The following is a 21,451-nucleotide window of genomic DNA, read 5'->3' on the forward strand; positions in this document are numbered from 1 at the left end:
GCCGCCATGCCGGCCGCCGCCTCCGCCGCGCCGGCGGCCGCCGGCAAGGTCCACAAGACCGCCAGCATCCTCACCACCCGCGACAACGTCGAGATCTACTACAAGGACTGGGGTCCGCGCAGCGGCCAGCCGGTGGTGCTGTGCCACGGCTGGCCGTTGAACGCGGACAGCTGGGAATCGGCCGCCTTCCACCTGGCCAGCAACGGCTTCCGCGTGGTGTTCCACGACCGCCGCGGCCACGGGCGTTCCAGCCAGCCATGGGACGGCAACGACATGGACCACTACGCCGACGACCTGGCCCAGCTGATCGAAGCGCTGGACCTGAACAACATCATCCTGGCCGGCTTCTCCACCGGCGGCGGCGAAGTGGCGCGCTATGTCGGCCGTCACGGCACCAAACGCGTCGCCAAACTGGCCCTGGTCTCCGCCGTCACCCCGCTGATGCTGAAGACCGACACCAACCCCGGCGGCCTGCCGATCGAAGTCTTCGACGGCATCCGCTCGGCGTCCGTCGCCAACCGCGGCCAGCTGTACCTGGACTTTGCTTCCGGACCGTTCTACAACTACAACCGTCCGGGCGCAAAGCCGTCGCAGGGTCTGATCCTGGCGTTCTACAACCAGGGCATGCAGGGCGGCCACAAGAATACCTACGATTCGATCGCCGCCTTCTCCGCCACCGACTTCCGCGAAGACCTGAAGAAGTTCGACAAGCCGACCCTGATCGTGCACGGCGAAGACGACCAGGTGGTACCGATCGACGCGGCCGGCCGCGCCGCCGCCAAGATCGTCAAGAACGCCAAGCTGGTGACCTACCCGGGCGCGCCGCACGGCCTGCACGAAACCCACAAGGAGCAGTTCCACAAGGACTTCCTGGCCTTCGCCAAGTCCTGATCGCCGTTACCACAGCACCGGCTGGCGGATGAAGAAATTGCGTATCACTTCATCCACCTGCGAGTCGGCCGGCAGCGTCTTCCACAGGGCGATGTATTCCGGCCTGCCCAGCGCGCGGCCGGCGAACAGCAGGCTGCTCTGGCGCATCGGCCATTCGCCGTCGTACATGACGTCCGGCGGCAGCGGCCAGCGCTTTTTGTCCGCGATGTACGGCGCCATGTACGCCATGGCCTGGCGCATGCCCTTGCCGTCCGGCGTGGTGTAGGTCCACAAATTGTCCGATGGCGTCGACAGGATTTCGCACAGCGCGGACATCGCCTCCAGGTTGAACAGCGCGTAGCCGTAAGGCTTGGTGCGCTTCAGCTCCAGCGGGAAGCTGCCGTCGGCCGCGACCTGATTGCGCAGCAGGACCGTCTTGTAACGCTCGCGGCTATACGCCACCAGCGGCTGATTGCCGGTCAGGTGTGCAAACGCGGCCACCTGCATCAGCCAGCAGGTGCCGTGGTTATTGAGCGCCTCGCGCTCGTCGGCGCCGTTCTTGCTGGTGGTGAGCCATTGCAGATAGCTGCCGAACCATTGCCGTATGCGCGCCACGTCGGCCGGCGGGATCGCGTGGCCGGCTTCCAGCACCTCCACCGCGCGCGCCACTTCGACCAGGTGGATGGTGTCGATGATCCCGATACCACGTCCGGTGCTGCGGCCGTAGATCGCCTGGGCGTATTGCAGGTTTGGATTCATTTTGGTGGCGTCATCGATAAACCAGGCACGCAGATGTTCCAGCGCGTGATCGGCGTAGCGCTGCTGGCCGCTGATCTTCCACGCCGCCACCAAGGCCGGCACCTGCACGCTGAAGCGCATCAGGGCGCGCCGGTGATCGTTGAAATTGTCCGGATTGGACAGGCCGTCGCGCTGGATGTACGGGCCGCCGGGATGGGCGGGATCGGGCCACCAGTAATCGCCCTCGGAATAAAAATCATGCAGCCCGCCGCTGCTGCGCGGGCTGTGCGAGGCGGTGATGGTGACCGGCTGTTCGCGCAGATCCCGATCGGCGGCGGACAGTATGCGTCCCCGCTCGATGGCGGCGAGATCCAGAGCGGCTTGCGCCCAGGCTGCGGCGAACAGACAGCCGGACAGCAAAAACCAGACAGCTTGACGGCGTAACATCCAGAAAACCATGCGAAACTCCCCTGCGACCATGATCCGGCAAGTTTAGCATGCGCTACAGACGCACTTTATCGCGTCGTCAAGCCTGAATTCCTTGATGTGAATCAAAGAATTGGCGCTTAACCCGATGGGACAATGTGGCCAGTTTCAATCAAGGACCAAGAAGATGCACAAGATCGCCACATATCTCGATCACGATCATCGCCACTGCGATGCGCTGTACGCCAGGGTGGAATCGGACCTCATCCTGCGCGACTGGACGGCCGCCGGCCAGGCGTTCGCCGACTTTCTGGCCAGGTTCGAGCGCCACCTCGACAAGGAGGAGCGCGTGCTGTTCCCACGCCTCGACCACGCGCTGGGCAATGGCTACGGCCCCACTGTGGTGATGCGCGCCGAACACCGCCAGATGCGCGCCATGCTCGCACAGATGCGGGACGCCATCGGCGCCCGCGACATCGAATCTTTCTTCGATCAGGCCGACCTGCTGCGTTTGCTGCTGCGCCAGCACAACCTGAAGGAAGAAGGCATGCTCTACCCGCAGGCCGACTTCGTGCTGCGCCAGCAGGCCGACGACGTGATCGCCGCCATGCGGCAGCTGGACCATGCCGGCGCCCCGGACGGCCTGGCCGCGCCGGCGGCGCAATACGGGCAATTCCCGCAGCAGCCGACACACCTGCGGCGCGCCCACCCGCATCCGGCCGCGGCGAGCGCAGGAGCACCCACCGCATGAAACTCTGCCTACAAGACGATTACGACGGCCCCACCATGAGCACCACCATCAACCGCGACGGCAACAAGATCCACCGTCTGGCCGACGATACCGCCTATCCCTCGCGCGTGCGCAAAAAGGTCATCGTGCGGCGCGACCCGATGGTGGAAGCGCTGTTCGGCGCCGCGCCGCCGGTGTCGGCGCCCGAGCCGCGCAAGCCCAAGCGCCCGCGGCGCTGAACCGGCGCGCGCCGCACCTTGTCACTTCGCGGTTTTCAGCGTGCGGCCCAGGAAGCTGCGCATCAGCGAGCCGATCTGCGCGCTGTCCTCTTCCAGCGCGAAGTGGCCGGTGTTCAGCAGGTGCAGCTCGGCCTTCGGCAGGTCGCGCAGATAGGGATGGGCGCCGGCCGGCGGGAAGATCTTGTCGTTCTGGCCCCAGACGATCAGCATCGGCGGCTGGTATTTGCGGAAGTAGGCTTGCCATTCCGGATAGTGGCCGGGATTGCTGCCGTAGCTGTAGAACATCTCCAGCTGGATGTCCTTGTTGCCCGGACGGTCCATATACGCCTGATCGATCGTCGCCGCGTCGGGGCTGATGTGGCGGATATCGCGCACGCCTTCGCTGTACTGCCACTTGGTGGCCGGCAGCTCGAACAGCGGACGCAGTTTGGCGCCATTGGCCTCGGTCTTGTTGGCCCAGTAAGCCTTGGCCGGCACCCAGAATTCATTGTCGATGCCTTCATTGTAGGCGTTGCCGTTCTGGACCACGATGGCGCTCACCCGCTCCGGGTGCGCCGCGGCCAGGCGGTAGCCGATCGGCGCACCGTAGTCCTGCACGTACAAGGCGTATTTGCTGATGCCCACGGTCTCGGTGAACTTGTCGATCACGCGCGCCAGGTTATCGAAACTGTATTCGAATTTATCCATCGGCGGCATATCGCTTTGGCCATAGCCGGGATAGTCGGGCGCGATCACATGGTAGCGGTCGGCCAGCAGCGGGATCAGGTTGCGGAACATCTGCGACGAGGTAGGAAAACCGTGCAGCAGCAGCAGCGTCGGCGCGTCTTTCGGTCCGGCTTCCCGGTAAAACACGTTCACGCCATCGACCTTGACGGTGTTGTAGCTGACGGCAGCGGTGCTGGCGACATTCGCCGCGGCTTTGGGGGCGGCAGGCGCGGCCTGCACGGCGTGCATGGCCAGGGTCAGGGCAAACGCGGTGGCGATGCGGACGGCGAGGGCGGATTGTTGCATGATGTTCTCCTTGAATTGGTCTGTCATTAGACGAACCCATTCTAGGCATTCCGCCCTCAGGGAAAAATCACCTGCGTCTCAATTGATCATTTCGCCAAGCGTAACAAATCATCCACGGGACCAGCCACCCGCGGACTCGCCGCGCGTGGCCGGTCTTGCGCATGCGCCGGCGAACGGCTTATGTTTCGCCGCGCGACCGCCCTGCTTTACGCCGGATCAGCAGTCCAAGCAGGGCCAGGCCGGCGCCCAGCATGCCGTAGGTAGCCGGCTCCGGCACTGCCATCACCGTCACCTCGCCGCTGTAGGTGGCACCGGCTGTGGTCGAGCCGAACAGATTCAGCTTGAAGGGGTTGGTGCCGATGGCGCCGATGTAGGCGAACGAGGCCTTGCTGGTATTGACTACAATGCCGGTGATGCCGTTCAGGCTGGACAGTACCGGATCAAAGATCAGATTCTGCCCGCTGACCGTGATCCTGACGTCGTAGATGCCTGGCGACAGGCCAACCAGATCGATAACGTCGAGGCCGCCTGACAGGATACCATCTCCCGGAGTGGTGACGCCGATGAAGTGGTTGTCGGAATCCAGCACCGGTGTGGTGGTGATGTGCACGGTCTGGTCGGCGGCAACGGCGGCGGACGATGCCAGGGCGCAGAATACCGCGGCGAGTAAACGTTGCTTCATGACAGGATGTTTCATGTCGATATCCCCTTGCTGAGCTGATGGTTGGCCGCACATGCGGGCCAAGGAAGCGGCGCTTCCGTCATTCAGATTGAGGCATCGAAGGCTTACGGCTCTGTTTCAAATCAAAGCGGCTCGCTTGACAAGACAACGCCGCCGCGCTTCATCGCGGGGCGCGCTTCAGCGGACCAGCCACATCCAGCCGCTCAGCGTGAAGAAGGACAACACCATGCAGACCAGCAAGGCCGTGGCGCTGCGGTCGGCCTCGCCGTAAGCCTGGCCCAGAATCGGATAGATGCTCAGCATCGGCATGGCCGCCATCAGCAGCGCGGCGGCGCGCAGTTGCGGTGTCATCGGTGTCACCGCCAGCAGCGGCAGCAGCGCGATGATCAGCAGCACCGCCAGCGGATGGCCGAGCAGCTTGCCCAGCACCACCGGCAGCACGCGCGGCCAGCCGCTGCTCAGCGGCAGCCCCACCAGCGTGCCGCCGATCACGAACAGCGACAGGCCGCCGCTGGCCTGCGAGAACAGCTGCACGGTGCGCGTCACCGGTTCCGGCAGGCGCAGCTGCGCCAGGCTGACCGCCAACCCGGCCGTCACCGCGATCACCAGCGGATTGCGCAGCAGCTGCCGCACAGATTGACGCAGCACCTGATGCCACGGTCCGCTCTTGCCCTGGCCGCTTTCCGCCATTGCCAGCAACAGCGGCAGCATCACCAGATTTTCCACCAGCACATTCAGCGCCAGCGCCACGCCGGCCACCGGCGCCACCATCAGCAGCAGGATGGGGAAGCCGATGAAGCTGCTGTTCGAACACGACATGCCCATGCCGAGAAAGGTGCTGCGCGTATGGCTCCAGCCGCCGAGCAGGCGACCGCCCAGATAGCCGGCGCTCATCGACAGCAGCGAACCGCCCAGGTAGGCCAGCAGATAGCCGGGATGCAGCACGTCGCTGATATGCCGCTGCGCCAGCGCGTTGAAGATCAGCGCCGGCAGCGCCAGGTTGAACACGAACTTGCCGAACACCCGCATGTCCATGCGCTCGAACAGCCGAGCGCGCGTGGCCAGATAGCCGGCCAGGACAACGAAATAAATGGGGCTGGTGATGGCAAGAATGTCGAGCATGGAATCGGTGGCGGGGAGGCGAAAAAAAGCGCCCTATTCTAGCATCCAGCCGGACGCCGCCGATCCGGCGCCCTGGTTACCATACGCTCTTGCCTCAGGGAGCAGCCATGTCGCACGGATTTCTGTTTGCCACCGGGATCGAGAACAGCATCCCGACCATCAACCACGGCCGCACGCGCGTCGACGAAATGGCCAAGTGCCGCCACTATCAGCAGTGGCAGACCGACTTCGATCTGGTGCAGGATCTCGGCATCAAGGCGCTGCGCTACGGGCCGCCGCTGCATACCACCTGGCGCGGGCCCGGCCGTTACGACTGGGACTTCGCCGACGCCACCTTCAACGACCTGCACCGGCGCGACATGGTCGCCATCGTCGACCTCTGCCATTTCGGCTTGCCCGACTGGCTCGGCGATTTTCAGAATCCCGACTTCGCCCCGCTGTTCGCCGATTATGCGCGCGCGTTCGCGCAGCGCTATCCGTGGCTGCAGCTGTACACGCCGGTCAACGAAATGTCGATCTGTGCCCTGTTCTCGGCGCTGTACGGCTGGTGGAACGAGCAACTGCGCGACGACCGCGCGTTCGTCAACGCGCTCAAACACCTGGTCAAGGCCAATGTGCTGGCCATGCGCGCCATCCTGCAGGTGCAGCCGCAGGCACTGTTCGTGCAAAGCGAGTCCAGCGAATACTTTCACGCCGTCAACCCGGCCGCCATCGGCCCGGCCGAAACCCTGAACGCGCGCCGCTTCCTGTCGCTCGACCTCAACTATGGCCGCCGGGTCGACTCGGTGATGTACGAATACCTGATGGACAATGGCATGACGCGCGAGGAATACGCGTTCTTCATGCACAACAATCTCAAGCAGCACTGCATCATGGGCAACGATTACTACCAGACCAACGAACACCACGTGGCGCAGGACGGCAACACCAGCGCCTGTGGCGAGATCTTCGGCTACGCGGTGATCACCCAGCAATACTATGAACGCTACCGGCTGCCGGTGATGCACACCGAGACCAATCTCTGCCAGGGCGCCGGCGGCGAGGACGCGGTGCGCTGGCTGCGCAAGGAATGGGCCAATGTGCTCAGCGTGCGCAACAGCGGCGTGCCGATTGTCGGCTTCACCTGGTATTCGCTGACCGATCAGGTCGACTGGGACTCGGCGCTGCGCGAAGACCAGGGCGTGGTCAACGCGCTCGGCCTCTACGACCTCGACCGCAACATCCGGCCGGTTGGCGCCGCGTATCGCGAACTGATCCGGAACTGGTCGCAGGTGCTGCCGACGCAAAGCGTCTGCCTGCAGGTGCCGGTGCTGTCGCCGCGCGACGTCGACCTGGCGCAGGCCTGCGGCATCGCCCCCACGCCGCACCTGTCCAGCACCGTCACCGCCCCAAAAAATACCGATTAAAATCCGGGGTCAGTTCTGCCAATCGCACACGGGCTCAAGCATGTAATGCTTGAGCCCGTGTGCGATTGGCAGAACTGACCCCGGATTTAACGGGTGTCGGCGAACGGCGGCCAGTGCAGTGCTTCGATGATCCTTTGACGGTACGGCGTCATGATTTCAGACGGGATATTGCGAATGTATTCTTCTGCTTTTCTGCGCGCCTCGCCCTGCAGCGCGGACAGCAGCGCCAGCGCTTCGCCCTCGTCCGGCGCGCGGCCGTCCTGCTGGTGAAAACGCGGCGGCAGCGCGGTCCAGATGACGGCATCGAACGCTTGCCGCGCCAGCCAGGTGGTGACCCGCAAGTCGCTCGCGACCTGGTTGGACGCCAGCGCCGTGCCTATCCATTCGGGATGGTCCAGCGCGATCCTCTCGCGCTGGCGCAGCTGTTCGCGCGCATCGTCGAGATACGAGGTGGTCATCAAGGCCCAGTAAGTCGGCATCAGCGGCGCGCTTTCGGTGATCACCAGCGCCAGCTCGTCGCTGTCTTCGCTGTTGCGCGTAAACTCCAGGGGCAGCTCCGGACCGCCCGGCTGCCAGGGGGTGGCGAATATCAACGGGCCGGGCTTCCAGAGCAGCGAGCCCCAACCTATGCAGGCGATGTTCATGTCGATGGCGGTGAAGGTTCAGACCCTATGGTGCATCGCCCGCCGCCGCTGCAATGTGCGCGCCCGCACGTTGTGCGGCGGTCAGCCGCGCAGCGTTGCGCGACCGCGGGTATCCAGCACGATCTCGTGCCGGCCGCCGCCATGGCGCACCGTGAACTTCTGCCCCGGTGTGCCGCGCAACTGCAACTGCCGCAGCCGTCCCTGCGACCATTCCAGATTGAGCTCGGCGCCGCCGCGCACGCGCACGCCGTGCAGGGCGCCGTCCGGCCAGGCGCGCGGCAGGGCCGCCAGCAGGCGGATTTCGCCGCCCCATGACTGCACCAGCATTTCCAGGATGGCGGCGGCGCCGCCGAAATTGCCGTCGATCTGGAACGGTGGATGGGCGTCGAACATGTTCGGATAGGTGCGCTCCGGGCCGAGCAAGCCTTGCAGGATGCCGTATGCGCGCTCGCCCTCGCCCATGCGCGCCCACAAGGCCAGCCGCCAGGCGGTGGCCCAGCCGGTGGATTTGTCGCCGCGCGTGTTGAGCGTGACCTTGGCGGCGGCAATCAGCTCCGGCGTGTCGCGTACATTGATTTGTTCGCTGGGGTAGACGCCGTACAGGTGCGACACGTGACGGTGGCGCTGCTCGGGCGCGCCGGCATCCCAGTCCTCCAGCCACTCCTGCAGCTGGCCCTGGGCGCCGATGCGGTCCGCCGGCAGCCGTGCGCGTTTGGCCCGCAGCTCGGCGGCAAACCCGGCATCGCCGTCCTGGAGCAAGGCGTGCGCCTGCTGGGTCCAGCCGAACAGGTCGCGGATGATCTGGCGGTCCATGGCCGGGCCGGCGCAGGTGGCCACGCCCTCGTGGTGCTGGTTTTCCGGCGATATCGACGGCGACGTCACCCATCCTCTGCCGCGCGGATCCTCGACCAGCGCGTCGATGAAGAACAGCGAGGCGCCTTTCAGCAGCGGGTAGATGCGGCGCAGCCAGGCCTCGTCGCGCTGATAGTCGTAGTGATCCCACAGCGCCTGGCACAGCCACGCGCCGCCGCACGGCCACATGCCCCACAGCGGGCCGTCGATCGGCGCGGTGGCGCGCCACAGATCGGTGTTGTGGTGCGCCACCCAGCCGCGCGCGCCGTAGCCCTGGCGCGCGGTGACGGCGCCGGTGAGCGCCAGATCCTCGACCATGCGCAACAGCGGCTCCACGCATTCGCCCAGATTGGCCGCCTGCGCCGGCCAGTAATTCATCTGGGTGTTGATGTTGATGGTGTACTTGCCGCCCCAGGGCGGATTGGTGCCTTCGTTCCACAAGCCTTGCAGATTGGCCGGCTGACTGCCCGGCCGCGACGACGACAGCAGCAGGTAGCGGCCATACTGCACGTACAGCGCCGCCAACGCGGGATCGGGCTGTTTTCCGGCCAGCGCGATACGCCGGTCGGTCGGGCGCGTGTCGGCCGCGTCCGGACCGATACGCAGCGACAACCGGCGGAACAAGGTCTGGTGCGCGCGCACGTGCGCCTCGCGCAGCCGCGCGTATGGCCGGGCCGCCGCGGCATCGGTCTGCCGGCGCACCGTCGCCACCGGATCCCCGCCGACATCGGCGAAGCTGATGTAGCTGGTGGCAGCCGCCACCAGCAGCGTGACCGCCGTGGCGCCGCGCACTTCGATGCGGCCGTCGCGCAGCGCGATGCGGCCGTCGCCGACGACTTTGACGCGTACCGCGTAGCGCAGCGCCGCCGCGATGCCGGCCTCGGCGATGTTGCGGCCTTCGATCAGCAGCGCATTGTCGGCGTCGTCATGCAACGCCAGTCCGGCCGGGCGCTGCTGCTCGCGCAGCGTTTCGCGGTAATCCCACGGCACCGATGCGGCGCTGGTGGCGCTCTCGTCGCCGGCGTAGTCGGTCCCGCCGTAACTGGCCTTGTCCGGATGGCGGTAGCCGGCATCGAAATTCAGCAGGCCGCCGCTGGCGGTCAGCCGGATGGCGATCACCTGCTCCGGCACACTGGCGAATACCTCGCGGCGATAGCGTGTCTTGCCGATGCTGAAGCGGGTGCCGGCGATGGCCGTGTCGAGATCGAGCCAGCGGCGGTAATCGGCGGCGCCGGACATGCCGTCGAAATCGAGCAGCAGGTCGCCGGCCGCGCCGTACGGCATCTGGGTTTGCGGCACGCCGATCATGGACGATGCAATCAGCTCCGCCGCCTGCGCATATTTCTCCTGATCGATCAGGGCGCGAATCCGCGGCAGCGCCGCCAGCGCATGCGGGTTGTTCGGATCGTACGGACCGCCGGCGAACAGCGTGTCCTCGTTCAGCTGGATGCGTTCCTGCGCCACCCGGCCGAAGATCATGGCGCCGAGCCGGCCATTCCCGACCGGCAGCGCCTCGACCCACGGCCCGGCCGCCTGGTCGTACCACAGCGACAGATCCTCGCGCGCGCCGCGCGCGGTGGCGTGTACCCTGGCCTGTGCCAGTCCCGGAAATGCCATGGCCAGTCCCATGGACACCATAAAACTGCGTCGCGTCGTCATCATGTCTCGTATCGGCATTATTATTCCCGCTATTCTGAGCGCACCGCGCCGACATCTCAATTGCGAAATCAACCAGCCGGCCGGGAATATTTTGCAGCCGCCGGCGACCGCGCCCCATGGTGGGGATGCGCACAGTCCGCCGGCACGCTTCGCTGCAGAATGGCGACATGGACCAAGCCCTGCACCAACTCGCCACCCGCGCCAGCCTGCCCGCCCCCGACGAGCGGCGCGCCCTGCTGCTGCGCCGCCGCGACGCCAAAATGGCGCGCTCGCCGCATGCCTACGTGCGCGGCAACACCGCGCAATACTACGACTGGCTGCACTCGCTGCCCGGCCAGCGGCTGCCGCGCGGTCCGGCGATCTGGATCTGCGGCGACTGCCACGTCGGCAACCTGGGGCCGGTGGCCGACGCCGCCGGCAAGGTGCATCTGGAATTGCGCGATTTCGACCAGGCCACCATCGGCAACCCGACGCATGATCTGATCCGGCTCGGCCTGTCGCTGGCGACCGCCGCGCGCGGCTCCTCGCTGCCGGGCGTGGTGACGGCGCACATGCTGCAGCACATGCTGCTGGGCTATCAGCGCGCCTTCTTCCCCGGCCATGAAGGCCTGGTCGCCAAGCCGGCCGTGGTCAAACAGGCGCTGCGCAACGCCCAGCGGCGCTCGTGGAAAATGCTGGCGCGCGAGCGCGCCGTCGACCTCGACGAGACCATCCCGCTGGGCAAGAACTTCTGGCCGCTGAGCGACGCCGAGCGGGCGGCCATCGACCAGCTGCTGGCCGATCCCGCCATCCTGGAACGCATCGCCGGCGCCGCCAACGGCGACGCGCCGGCGCGCGCCAAGGTACTGGATGCGGCCTACTGGGTCAAGGGCTGCAGCTCACTGGGACTGCTGCGCTATGCGGTGCTGGTGGACTTCAATGGCGTGCGCCGGCTGATCGACATCAAGGAAGCGGTGGCGGCCACCAGCCCGCGCTACCCGCGCATCAGCATGCCGCGCGATAACGCCAAGCGCGTGGTGGAAGGTGCCAGTCACCTGTCGCCGTCGCTGGGCCAGCGCATGGTGGCGCGCCGCTTCATGGAGCGTGGCGTGTTCCTGCGGCAGCTGATGCCGCAGGATCTGAAGCTGGAAATCGAGCAGCTGGGCATCGATGACGCGGTACGCACGGCCAGTCATCTGGCCTACGTGGTCGGCCGCGCGCACGCCTCGCAAATGGACCCCGGCGCGCGCGCCGACTGGCTGCAGGCGCTGATGGCGCAACCCGGCAAGGGCCACACCACGCCCGACTGGCTGTGGAACAGCGTGGTGCAGCTGGTCGCCAGCCACGAAGCGGGCTACCTCGAACACTGCCGCAAGTTTGCGCTGGCCGATTAAGCGGCCTGGCGCAGCGTGTGCGCGGCGGCCACCATGTTGCGCAGCGCCGGCAGCACTTCCGCCCACTGGCGGGTCTTCAGGCCGCAATCGGGATTGACCCACAGGCGCTGCGGCGGAATGCGTTCGGCCGCCTTGCGCATCAGCTGTACGATGTGCTCCCGCGTCGGGATGTTGGGCGAGTGGATGTCGTACACGCCCGGCCCGATCTGGTTCGGATAATTGAAGTCGTCAAAGGCATCCAGCAGCTCCATGTCCGAGCGCGAAGTCTCGATGGTGATCACGTCGGCGTCCATGGCGGCGATCGTCTCCATGATGTCGTTGAACTCCGAATAGCACATGTGGGTGTGGATCTGGGTGCGGTCGCGCACGCCGTTGGCGGCGATGCGGAACGCGTCCACCGCCCAGTCCAGATACGCGCGCCATTCGGCCCTGCGCAGCGGCAGACCCTCGCGCAGCGCCGCCTCGTCGATCTGGATCACGCGCACGCCGGCCTGCTCCAGGTCCAGCACTTCGGCGCGGATGGCCAGCGCCAGCTGACGGCACGAGACCGCGCGCGGCTGGTCGTCGCGCACGAAGGACCAGTTCAGCATCGTGACCGGACCGGTCAGCATGCCCTTCATCGGCTTGACGGTCAGCGACTGCGCGTAGCGTATCCACTCCACCGTCATTGCCCGCGGCCGGCGGATATCGCCGAACAGGATGGGCGGTTTGACGCAGCGCGAACCGTAGGACTGCACCCAGCCGAACTGGCTGAAGGCATAGCCTTCCAGCTGCTCACCGAAGTATTCGACCATGTCGTTGCGCTCCGCCTCGCCGTGCACCAGCACATCCAGCCCCAGGGCTTCCTGCTCGCGCACGCTGCGGGCGATTTCGGCCCGCATCGCGCTGCGGTAGCCGGCATCGTCCAGCGTGCCGGCCCTGTAGGCGCTGCGCGCCTGGCGGATCTCGCCGGTCTGCGGGAACGAGCCGATGGTGGTGGTCGGATAGGCCGGCAATTGCAGCAGCGCGGCCTGTTCGTCGGCGCGCTGCGGATAGGCGCTGTGGCGCCGTCCGAGGTTGGCGTCGATCGCCGCCACCGCCTCCCGCACGGCCGGATCATGTACGCGCGGCGACGCGCGGCGTGCCGCCAGATCGGCCGCATTGGCCGCCAGTTCCGCCTTGACGGCATCGCGGCCATCGCGCAGCGCCCGCGCCAGCAGCCGTAGTTCGTCCAGCTTTTGCAGCGCGAAGGCCAGCCACGATCTGATCTCCGCATCCAGCCGCTGTTCGCTGTCGAGATCCACCGGCACGTGCAGCAGCGAGCATGATGGCGCGATCCACAGGCGCTCGCCCAGCCGTTCGGCCAGCGGCTCGAGCCAGTCGAGCACGCGGCTCAGGTCCGTCTTCCAGATATTGCGGCCATTGATCACGCCCAGCGACAGCACCTTATGGTCGGGCAGGAGATTCAGCAGCGGGCGGATGTCGTCATGGCCGTTGATGGCGTCCAGGTGCAGGCCGGCCACCGGCAGATTGGCCGCCAGATAGAGGTTTTCCTGCAGCTGGCCGAAATAGGTGGCGATCAGGATCTTGATACGGCACGCCTTCAACTGATGGTACGCCAGGTTGAAGGCGTGCTGCCAGTCGGTGTCCAGCTCCGTGACCAGGATGGGTTCATCGATCTGCACCCATTCCACGCCCTGCTCGGCCAGCGTGTCCAGCAGCTGCGAGTACACCGCCAGCAAGGCCGGCAGCAGCGCCAGCTTGTCCGAACTGTCCTTGGCCTTGCCGATGGCCAGATAGGTGACCGGGCCGACGATCACCGGCTTGGCTTGCACGCCCTGCGCGCGCGCCTCCGCCAACTGCTCCAGCAGGCGCGAGGCGTCCAGCGTGAAGGCGCTGTCGGCGCTGAATTCGGGCACGATGTAGTGGTAATTGGTGTCGAACCACTTGGTCATCTCGCCGGCCGCGACGCCGCAGCAGGCGGTGTGCTCCGCGTCGGACTGCACCGACCGGCCGCGCGCCACGCGGAAGTAGTTATCCAGCGGGTCGCCCTGAAAGCCGCGCACGCGCTGGGGCAGATTGCCGACCATGACGCTGGTGTCCAGCACCTGGTCGTAAAACGAGAAGTCGCCGACCGGCACCAGATCCAGGCCGCTCTGCTGCTGCCAATGACGCTGGCGCAATGCCGCACCGGTCGCCTTCAGCGCGTCGCGCGAGGACTCGCCCTTCCAGTACGCCTCCAGCGCGAATTTGAGTTCGCGCCGGGCGCCGATGCGGGGAAAGCCGAGATTGTGGACGGTGGTCATGGTTCGCTCCTGAATCAAAAATCAATGACAGGATGTTAAAGATCGCAACCAATGAAGTAAAATGGTCTTTTCTCACACATCCATGAGTGAAATTCATCGATTATGCTGGAGCGCATCCATCTCGCCACCCTGCTCGAGGTCGAAAAACAGGGCTCGCTGACGGCGGCCGCCGAAGTGCTGCATGTCACCCAGTCGGCCCTGAGCCACAGCATGAAGAAACTGGAACAGCAGCTGGGCACCGACCTCTGGCTGCGCGAAGGCCGCAACCTGCGGCTGACGCAGGCCGGCCAATACCTGCTGGCGGTGGCGCAGCGCATGCTGCCGCAGCTGGAACTGGCCGAGGAACGCCTGCGCCAGTACGCTCAGGGCGAGCGCGGTACGCTGCGCATCGGCATGGAGTGTCATCCCTGCTATCAGTGGCTGCTGAAGATCGTCTCGCGCTACCTGGCCGCCTGGCCGCTGGTGGACGTCGACGTCAAGCAGAAATTCCAGTTCGGCGGCATCGGCGCCCTGTTCGGCTTCGAAATCGACCTGCTGGTGACGCCCGACCCGCTGCTCAAGCCGGGCCTGCGTTTCGAGCCGGTGTTCGATTACGAGCAGGTGCTGGTGGTGCACAAGGACCACCCGTGGGCCGGCCAGACGCAGGTCGAACCGGCGCAGCTGAGCGAGGAAACGCTGATCACCTACCCGGTGCCGGTCGAACGGCTGGACATCTACAACATGTTCCTGCTGCCGGCCAACGTGTCGCCGCGCAAGCACAAGACCATCGAAACCACCGACATCATGCTGCAGATGGTGGCCAGCGGCCGCGGCGTGACGGCGCTGCCCAAATGGCTGGTCACCGACTACGCGCCGCAGCTGCAACTGCGCACCCTGCGCCTGGGCGCGGCCGGCATCCAGAAACACATCTACCTCGGCGCACGCGACGCCGACTACGACACCGATTATTTAAAATCGTTTATCGCGTTTGCGCGCGAGACGGAAAGCTATGGTGCGTGAACGAACATACGCACACCGCGGTTTGCCGCAAGCTCTGTTTGCTATCAACAGAGGAAACCGATCATGGCCAAAACCGTCGCGGAAGTTATCGTTGAAACCTTACAGCAGGCAGGCGCCCGGCATTGCTGGGGCGTGCCCGGCGACACGCTGAATTACATCACCGACGCCATCCGGCGCAGCGAGATCGAATGGGCGCACGTGCGCCACGAGGAAGCCGGCGGCTTCGCGGCCGGTGCCGAGGCGCTGCTGGCCGACCGCCTGACCCTGTGCGCCGGCTCCTGCGGGCCGGGCAGCCTGCACTTCGTCAATGGCCTGTTCGAGGCGCACCGCAACCGCGCGCCGGTGGTGCTGATCGCCAGCCAGATCACGCGCGACGAACTGGGCTTCGACTTCCCGCAGGAGGTCGATTACCAGCCGATCTACCAGCAGTGCAGCGTGTTCTGCCAGGAGATCCGCACTGCGGCCCAGGCGCGCCGCGTCACGGCCATGGCGGCGCAGGCGGCCCTGAACAAGGGCGGCGTGGCGGTGATCATCGTGCCGGTCGACGTGTCCAGACAGGACGCGGAAGACGAGCCGCCGTTTGCCGTGCACCTGCCCTCGCCGCAGACCCGGCCCTCGGGCCAGGAACTGGCCAGCATCGCCGAGATCCTCAACCACGGCAAGAAGATCGCCATCTACGCCGGCTCCGGCTGCCAGCATGCGCACGCCAACCTGATGGCGCTGGCGGCGCGGCTGCAGGCGCCTGTGGCCCACACCTCGCGCGCCAAGGATTTCGTCGAATACGATAACCCGTACAACGTCGGCATGACCGGCATCTTCGGCGTCGAATCCGGCTACCACGCGGTCAGCGAATGCGACACCCTGCTGCTGCTCGGCTGCGATTTCGCCTGGCGCCAGTTCTATCCGGCGCACGCGCACATCGTGCAGATCGACATCGACGCCACCCACCTGGGCCGGCGCCACCCCATCGAATTCGGCGCCGTGGGCGACATCGATGCCACGCTGGCCGCGCTGCTGCCGCTGATCGCGCAGCGCGATGACGCCAGCTTCCTCGATCACTGCACCGACCGGCACCGCAAGGCGGTCGCCCACCTGAACGAGCGCGCCACGCCCGGCGACGGCGGCACCATCCGGCCGCAATATCTGACCGCGCTGATCGACCGGTACGCCGACGACGACGCCATCTTCACCGCCGACGGCGGCTCGCCCATGGTCTGGGTGCTGCGCCACACGCGGGCCAACGGCCGCCGCCGCACGCTGGTCAGCCTGACCCACGGCACCATGGCCAACGCCATGCCGCAGGCGCTGGGCGCCAGGAAGGCGTTCCCGCAGCGGCAGGTGATTTCGCTGTCCGGCGACGGCGGCCTGGCCATGCTGCTGGGCGACCTGATCACGGCGGTGCAGGAAAACATCGCCATCAAGGTGGCGGTCTACAACAACGGCTCGCTGGGCTTCGTCGAACTGGAACAGAAGGTCGAGGGGCTGCTGGACGCTTACACCGACCTGAAAAATCCCGATTTCGCGCGCGTGGCGCAGGCGCTGGGTATTTACGGCCAGCGCGTCGAATCGGCCGATCAGCTCGAAGAGGCGGTACAGGCGTGGCTGGCCCATCCCGGCCCGGCGCTGCTGGACGTGACCACCGACCGTTTCGAGCTGGTGATGCCGCCGCATGTGGAAGTCAAGCAGGTGCTGGGCACGGCGCTGTACTCGGCCAAGGCGGTGCTGAGCGGGCGCGGCGCCGATGTGGTCGACCTGATCAAGGACAACCTGGCCGGATAGCGCTCAGGTCAGCTGCCAGGCACGCGCCGGCGCCAGTTCGTCCGGAATGGCTTCGTCGCACAGTTCCAGCACCGAGCGTTCGATGGTGCGGGTGATGGCGTCCAGCGCCAGCGCGTTGGGCGCCAGGCCGAACGGATCGGCCACCTGGTTGGCGATCGCCTCCAGCGCGATCAGCGTGTACGAGATGAAGATGCACAGCACCGGGGTCAGGTATTCGGACGAATCGACCAGCCCGAACGGCAGGAACAAACAATACGCGTACACCGAGCGGTGCAGCAGCACGCTGTAGGCGAACGGGATCGGCGTGGTCTGGATCCGTTCGCAGGCGCCCACGCATTTTTCCAGTTCATTGATCTGTGCATCCACCAGCCAGCGCGTGGTTCCCGGTTCCGTGCCCGGCAGCGCCTGCGCCAGCTTCTTGCGGATGTCGTTCAGCAGATACACCGGGGTATAAGCCTTGGCGCTCAGCGCGGCGGCGCGCCGCGCCCCCAGAAGCCGGCTCAGATCGGCGGTGGCGTCGCTGCCGCGCAGCTGGTGCTTGAGCGCATAGGCGAACGCAATCAGTTCCTGCGCGATGTCGCGGCGGGCGGCATCGGCCGGCGCATAACTGAGCATCTGCGAGGTCAGCGCGCGCGACGCGATCAGCGCGCTGCCCCAGCTGGCGCGCGCCTCGGTGAAGCGGGCATAGCTGGCGTTATTGCGGAACACCAGGAACACCGCCAGCGTCAGCCCGAACAGGGTGAACGAAGCCGGGCTCAGCGGAATTTTCTCGCCGAACAGGCGGCCGTGCGTGAACACCGCCAGGGTACTAAGCAACCCCAGCAGCACTAGCTGGGGGATGATGGATTGCAGCACGGAGCCATTCCAGATAAACAGCATCCGGAACCAGCTCTGCATCGGTCGGACGATCATGGCGAGTATCTGTGCGATAAGAATTCAATCCATATAGTAAGCGCCAGATGGGCGGATGTGGCGGCCCCGGCCAAAAAAAAGTTAAACTAGAGGAATTTTGCCCGGCCGGTCCGGCCCGATTTCCGCTTTATGACTCCCGACCACCTGAATTCCGACGCCACCGATCCCGGCGTCTACCGCACTTTGCTTGAATCCACTCGCGCCATTCCCTGGCGCATCGACTGGGCCACCATGCGCTTCAGCTACATCGGCCCGCAGATCGAGGATTTGCTCGGCTGGAAACAATCGAGCTGGCTGAGCGCCAACGACTGGGCCGAGCGCATCCACGAGGAAGACCGCCAGAAAACCGTCGACTTCTGCATCTCGCAATCGCAGAACGGTGTCGACCACGAGGCCGACTACCGCGCGCTCACCAGCGATGGCGACTATGTCTGGATCCGCGACGTGGTGCACGTGGTGCGGCGCGCGGACGGCAGCGTCGATTCGCTGGTCGGCTTCATGTTCGACATCACCGAGCGCAAGCAGGCCGAGGACAAGATCGTGCAGCTGCAGCGCGAACTGGAAGTGCTGTCCTACCGCGACAGCCTGACCAACGTCGCCAACCGCCGCATGTTCGACACGCTGTATCCGGTCGAATGGGCCAAGGCGCGCGCCACCGGCGAGCCGCTGTCGCTGGTGGTGATCGACATCGATTACTTCAAGCACTACAACGACCACTACGGCCACCTGCAGGGCGACGATTGCCTGCGCCGCGTGGCCCAGGCGCTGGACGCCGGCGCCTCGCGCTCGCGCGACCTGTGCGCGCGGCTGGGCGGCGAGGAATTCGTGCTGCTGCTGCCGGCCACGGATGAAGCCGCCGCGCGCAACGTGGCCGAGCGCTGCCGCAAGCTGCTGGCGCAGAAGGAAATCCCGCATGCGCGCTCGGGCGTGGGCCGGCTGGTCACCATCAGCATGGGCGTCGGCACCATCGTGCCCGGCGCCGATGACGACGCCCACGTGTTCCTGGACCGCGTCGACCGCCGCCTGTACCACGCCAAGTCCGCCGGCCGCGACCAGGTCTGCGCGGCAGAACCCTGACGGCACCCCGGAAGTTCTGCCTTTTGGCGCAGACGTTGATGCAAGTGTTGCAGCGCTTTGTCAGATTGTTATAATTTACTCAGCAAGCCTCATCGATCAACGCTTTGATTCAGGTGAACATGGCGCCACAAACCCAACTTCAACCCCAACCGGAAGCGCGTGGCGCCGAGGCCGCGCTTGAGCAGGCTGTGAACGCCATCCTGGCGCACCAGCGCGACGACGGCCACTGGCTGTACGAGCTGGAAGCCGATTCCACCATTACCGCCGAATACGTGCTGATGGTGCATTACCTGGGCGAGGCGCCCAATCCACAGCTGGAGGCGCGTCTGGGCCGGTATCTGCGCCGGGTCCAGGGCGCCGACGGCGGCTGGCCGCTGTTCGCCCACGGCGAGGCCGACGTCAGCGCCAGCGTCAAGGCGTATTTCGCGCTGCGCATGCTGGGCGACCCGCCCGACGCCGAGCACATGCAGCGCGCCCGCGCGCGCATCCTGGCGCTGGGCGGCGCCGAGAACTGCAACGTCTTCACCCGCACCCTGCTGGCCCTGTACGGCATCCTGCCCTGGCGCTGCGTGCCGATGATGCCGGTGGAGCTGATGCTGCTGCCGATGTGGGCGCCCTTCCACGTGACCAAGGTCTCGTACTGGTCGCGCACCGTGATGGTGCCGCTGCTGGTGCTGAACAGCATCCGCCCGCAGGCCATCAATCCGCTCGGCGTGCGCATTCCCGAGCTGTTCAAACAGCCGCCTCACACCCACGGCCTGCCGCCGTGCGCGCCGCACCAGAATCTGCTGCTGTACACCGTGTTCATGGGCCTGGACTGCATGTTGCGCGTGGGCGAAATGTTCGTGCCACGCTGGCTGCGCGGCCGCGCGCTGGCGCAGGCAGAACGCTTCGTGCGCGAGCGCGTCAACGGCGAGCATGGCCTGGGGGCGATCTTCCCGGCCATGGTCAACGCGGTACTGATGTTCAACGCGCTGGGCGTGCCGGCCAGCGATCCCGATGCGCGCCTGGCGCGCGAATCGATCGAAAAGCTGCTGGTGGTCGGCGAGGAGGAAGCGTATTGCCAGCCCTGCGTATCGCCGGTGTGGGACACGGCGCTGGCCTGCCATGCGATGCTGGAAGCCGGCGGCCAGCGCGCGACCGCCGCCGCCGCGCGCGGCCTGAACTGGCTGCGCCGCCTGCAGGTGCTGGACCTGCGCGGCGACTGGGCCGTGCGCCGGCCCAACCTGCGTCCCGGCGGCTGGGCCTTCCAGTACGAAAATGCGTATTACCCCGACGTCGACGACACCGCCGTGGTGGCGATGGCGCTGGACCGTTACCGCCGCGCCGAAGACGACAACCTGCCCTCGGCCGATGCCAGCCTGCTGCCGCTCGGCGAAGCGGTGGAGCGTGCGCGCGAATGGGTGGTCGGCATGCAGTGCGCCAACGGCGGCTGGGGCGCCTTCGAGGCCGACAATACCTATCACTATCTGAACAACATCCCGTTCGCCGACCATGGCGCCCTGCTCGACCCGCCCACGGCGGACGTCTCGGCGCGCTGCCTGTCGCTGCTGGCGCAGCTGGAGGGCGGTGTCACCAGCGCGGCCGCGCAGCAGGCACTGGACTACCTGCTGCGCGAGCAGGAGACCAACGGCAGCTGGTTCGGCCGCTGGGGTACCAACTACATCTACGGCACCTGGACCGCGCTGTGCGCGCTCACCGCGGCGGGGCTGGGCAACGACCATCTGGCGGTGCGGCGCGCGGTCGAATGGCTGCGCAGCATCCAGAACGCCGACGGCGGCTGGGGCGAGGATGGCGACAGCTACCGCATCGACTACAACGGCCACATGCCGGCGCCGAGTACGCCGTCGCAGACCGCGTGGGCGCTGCTGGCCCTGATGGCGGCCGGCGACAGCGGCAGCGACGCCGTCACGCGCGGCATCGCCTACATCGTCGACACGCAGCAGGACGATGGCGGCTGGATCGAGGAACACTTCACGGCGGTCGGCTTCCCGCGCGTGTTTTACCTGCGCTATCACGGCTACTCGCAGTATTTCCTGATGTGGGCGCTGGCGCGCTACTGCAATATGCGCCGCGACGGCGCGGCAGCCATCCAGTGGGGTATGTGAGCGGCGCGCCGGTCGTGGTCCTGACCGGCATGGCCTTCGAAGCGAAGATCGCGACCGGTGACGAGGCGCTGCACGGTCTGCGCGGCGACGCGCTGGAGCGGGCGCTGGATCAACGCCTGGCGCAGCCCTGCGCGGGCCTGATCAGTTTCGGCATGGCCGGCGGCCTGGCGCCCGATCTGACGCCCGGCGCCCTGATCGTCGTCCGCGCCGTGGCCGACGGCCAGGCCCTGATGGCCACCGACAGCGCCTGGTGCGACGCGCTGCTGCAGGCGTTGCACCAGGCGCAGGATCGCAACAGCGCCGGCGCCGGCGCGCTGGCCGGCATCTTTGCCGGCATTGTCGCGGGGGTGGATGCACCCGCCGCGACGGTCGCGGACAAACAGGCGCTGTACCGCGCCACCGGCGCGCTGGCAGTCGACATGGAATCGCATATCGGCGCGCGTGCGGCGCAGCGGGCCGGGGTGCCGTACGCGGTGTGCCGCGTGGTGCTCGACCCGGCACAACAGGCGGTGCCGCCCGCCGCGCTGGCGGCCTTCGGC

Annotated in this window: 17 protein-coding genes and 1 pseudogene; 10 read left to right on the forward strand and 8 right to left on the reverse strand. The window is 66.5% G+C overall.

What is annotated here, in order from left to right; all coding sequences use genetic code 11:
* Positions 1-6: 6 nt before the first annotated feature.
* Positions 7-891 (forward strand): alpha/beta fold hydrolase, encoded by an 885-nt coding sequence (locus tag E4L98_RS22965; RefSeq protein WP_135203878.1) that lies wholly within the window; start codon positions 7-9, stop codon positions 889-891.
* A 6-nt stretch (positions 892-897) separates the two neighbouring features.
* Here E4L98_RS22965 and E4L98_RS22970 read toward each other — a convergent pair whose 3' ends face one another.
* Positions 898-2,055 carry an alginate lyase family protein gene (locus E4L98_RS22970; RefSeq protein WP_135203862.1) on the reverse strand — a complete coding sequence of 386 codons (1,158 nt, stop codon included), beginning with the start codon at positions 2,053-2,055 and terminating at the stop codon, positions 898-900.
* A gap of 166 nt (positions 2,056-2,221) precedes the next feature.
* On the opposite strand from E4L98_RS22970, the gene E4L98_RS22975 reads away from it, so the two are divergent.
* Entirely contained in the window at positions 2,222-2,785 is a 564-nt protein-coding gene (locus tag E4L98_RS22975; RefSeq protein ID WP_135203863.1) for a hemerythrin domain-containing protein, read from the forward strand.
* Positions 2,782-3,003, forward strand: a complete 222-nt coding sequence (locus E4L98_RS22980) for a hypothetical protein (protein ID WP_135203864.1) — start codon at positions 2,782-2,784, stop codon at positions 3,001-3,003. The genes E4L98_RS22975 and E4L98_RS22980 overlap by 4 nt, the downstream gene beginning before the upstream one ends.
* Positions 3,004-3,024: 21 nt before the next feature.
* Here the strand turns inward: E4L98_RS22980 and E4L98_RS22985 are convergent, their stop codons facing one another.
* From E4L98_RS22985 to E4L98_RS22995, 3 genes and pseudogenes are all read right to left on the reverse strand, one after another.
* A complete protein-coding gene (locus E4L98_RS22985) occupies positions 3,025-4,014 on the reverse strand; it encodes an alpha/beta fold hydrolase (protein WP_135203865.1) in 990 nt (329 codons plus the stop codon).
* A 178-nt stretch (positions 4,015-4,192) separates the two neighbouring features.
* Positions 4,193-4,411: pseudogene (locus tag E4L98_RS31335) on the reverse strand (FxDxF family PEP-CTERM protein); the annotation flags it as partial.
* A gap of 462 nt (positions 4,412-4,873) precedes the next feature.
* Positions 4,874-5,818 (reverse strand): AEC family transporter, encoded by a 945-nt coding sequence (locus tag E4L98_RS22995; RefSeq protein WP_135203867.1) that lies wholly within the window; start codon positions 5,816-5,818, stop codon positions 4,874-4,876.
* A gap of 107 nt (positions 5,819-5,925) precedes the next feature.
* Between E4L98_RS22995 and E4L98_RS23000 the strand changes: the two genes are divergently transcribed.
* Positions 5,926-7,224: a family 1 glycosylhydrolase gene (locus E4L98_RS23000; protein WP_135203868.1), complete on the forward strand. Its 1,299-nt coding sequence runs from the start codon at positions 5,926-5,928 to the stop codon at positions 7,222-7,224.
* Between the two features lie 86 nt (positions 7,225-7,310).
* Here the strand turns inward: E4L98_RS23000 and E4L98_RS23005 are convergent, their stop codons facing one another.
* On the reverse strand, positions 7,311-7,868 hold the full coding sequence (locus E4L98_RS23005; protein WP_135203869.1) for a hypothetical protein: 558 nt from the start codon (positions 7,866-7,868) through the stop codon (positions 7,311-7,313).
* Positions 7,869-7,949: 81 nt separating this feature from the next.
* Complete coding sequence (locus E4L98_RS23010) at positions 7,950-10,337, reverse strand: glycoside hydrolase family 95 protein (RefSeq protein WP_205746816.1); 2,388 nt, start codon at positions 10,335-10,337, stop codon at positions 7,950-7,952.
* Between the two features lie 209 nt (positions 10,338-10,546).
* Between E4L98_RS23010 and E4L98_RS23015 the strand changes: the two genes are divergently transcribed.
* Positions 10,547-11,752, forward strand: coding sequence for a DUF2252 family protein (locus E4L98_RS23015; RefSeq protein WP_135203870.1), 1,206 nt, complete (start codon positions 10,547-10,549; stop codon positions 11,750-11,752).
* On the opposite strand, the gene metE is transcribed toward E4L98_RS23015, so the two are convergent.
* Positions 11,749-14,037: a 5-methyltetrahydropteroyltriglutamate--homocysteine S-methyltransferase gene (metE, locus tag E4L98_RS23020; RefSeq protein ID WP_135203871.1), complete on the reverse strand. Its 2,289-nt coding sequence runs from the start codon at positions 14,035-14,037 to the stop codon at positions 11,749-11,751. The two genes, E4L98_RS23015 and metE, sit on opposite strands and share 4 nt — an antisense overlap.
* Before the next feature lie 102 nt (positions 14,038-14,139).
* Here metE and E4L98_RS23025 point away from each other — a divergent pair, with 102 nt between their 5' ends.
* Both E4L98_RS23025 and E4L98_RS23030 read left to right on the forward strand, forming a co-directional pair.
* A complete protein-coding gene (locus E4L98_RS23025; RefSeq protein WP_135203872.1) occupies positions 14,140-15,036 on the forward strand; it encodes a LysR family transcriptional regulator in 897 nt (298 codons plus the stop codon).
* A gap of 63 nt (positions 15,037-15,099) precedes the next feature.
* Positions 15,100-16,815: a thiamine pyrophosphate-dependent enzyme gene (locus E4L98_RS23030; protein ID WP_135203873.1), complete on the forward strand. Its 1,716-nt coding sequence runs from the start codon at positions 15,100-15,102 to the stop codon at positions 16,813-16,815.
* Positions 16,816-16,818: 3 nt separating this feature from the next.
* Here E4L98_RS23030 and E4L98_RS23035 read toward each other — a convergent pair whose 3' ends face one another.
* On the reverse strand, positions 16,819-17,727 hold the full coding sequence (locus tag E4L98_RS23035) for a bestrophin family protein (protein ID WP_135203874.1): 909 nt from the start codon (positions 17,725-17,727) through the stop codon (positions 16,819-16,821).
* 129 nt (positions 17,728-17,856) lie between these two features.
* Here E4L98_RS23035 and E4L98_RS23040 point away from each other — a divergent pair, with 129 nt between their 5' ends.
* The 3 genes from E4L98_RS23040 to E4L98_RS23050 all read left to right on the forward strand — a co-directional run.
* On the forward strand, positions 17,857-18,804 hold the full coding sequence (locus E4L98_RS23040) for a sensor domain-containing diguanylate cyclase (RefSeq protein WP_135203875.1): 948 nt from the start codon (positions 17,857-17,859) through the stop codon (positions 18,802-18,804).
* 119 nt (positions 18,805-18,923) lie between these two features.
* Positions 18,924-20,912, forward strand: a complete 1,989-nt coding sequence (shc, locus tag E4L98_RS23045) for a squalene--hopene cyclase (RefSeq protein WP_135203876.1) — start codon at positions 18,924-18,926, stop codon at positions 20,910-20,912.
* On the forward strand, positions 20,900-21,451 hold a 552-nt coding region (locus E4L98_RS23050), incomplete at its 3' end, for a phosphorylase family protein (RefSeq protein ID WP_135203877.1). The genes shc and E4L98_RS23050, both read left to right, overlap by 13 nt.

The organism is Duganella callida (genome assembly GCF_004614165.1).
Taxonomy (GTDB): Bacteria; Pseudomonadota; Gammaproteobacteria; order Burkholderiales; family Burkholderiaceae_D; genus Rugamonas; species Rugamonas callida.